The sequence below is a fragment of the Pseudomonas sp. dw_612 genome (genome assembly GCF_018449725.1).
Classification (GTDB): Bacteria; Pseudomonadota; Gammaproteobacteria; order Pseudomonadales; family Pseudomonadaceae; genus Aquipseudomonas.
Map to the genome: position 1 here is coordinate 1 of NZ_JAAVVC010000079.1, position 270 is coordinate 270.

At 49.6% G+C, this 270-nt stretch carries 2 tRNA genes; both read right to left on the reverse strand.

The features are described from left to right. Positions 1-45 precede the first annotated feature (45 nt). Positions 46-121, reverse strand: a tRNA-Ala gene (locus HB680_RS32560). Positions 122-131: 10 nt separating this feature from the next. Continuing rightward, a tRNA-Ile gene (locus HB680_RS32565) sits at positions 132-208 on the reverse strand. Between the last annotated feature and the right edge of the window lie 62 nt (positions 209-270).

Consider the following 270-nt stretch of genomic DNA (forward strand, 5'->3'; position numbering starts at 1 on the left):
TCATCGGAATATTCATTTCTAAACTCTAACGTCAGAAGCAGTAAATGGTGGAGCCAAACGGGATCGAACCGTTGACCTCCTGCGTGCAAGGCAGGCGCTCTCCCAGCTGAGCTATGGCCCCATAACAAAATTGGTGGGTCTGGGCAGATTCGAACTGCCGACCTCACCCTTATCAGGGGTGCGCTCTAACCAACTGAGCTACAGACCCAATTTTGATGCTTAGCGCAATCAAACTTGAAGCGTGTAGCTTAAAGCTTGAAGCTGCTTCTA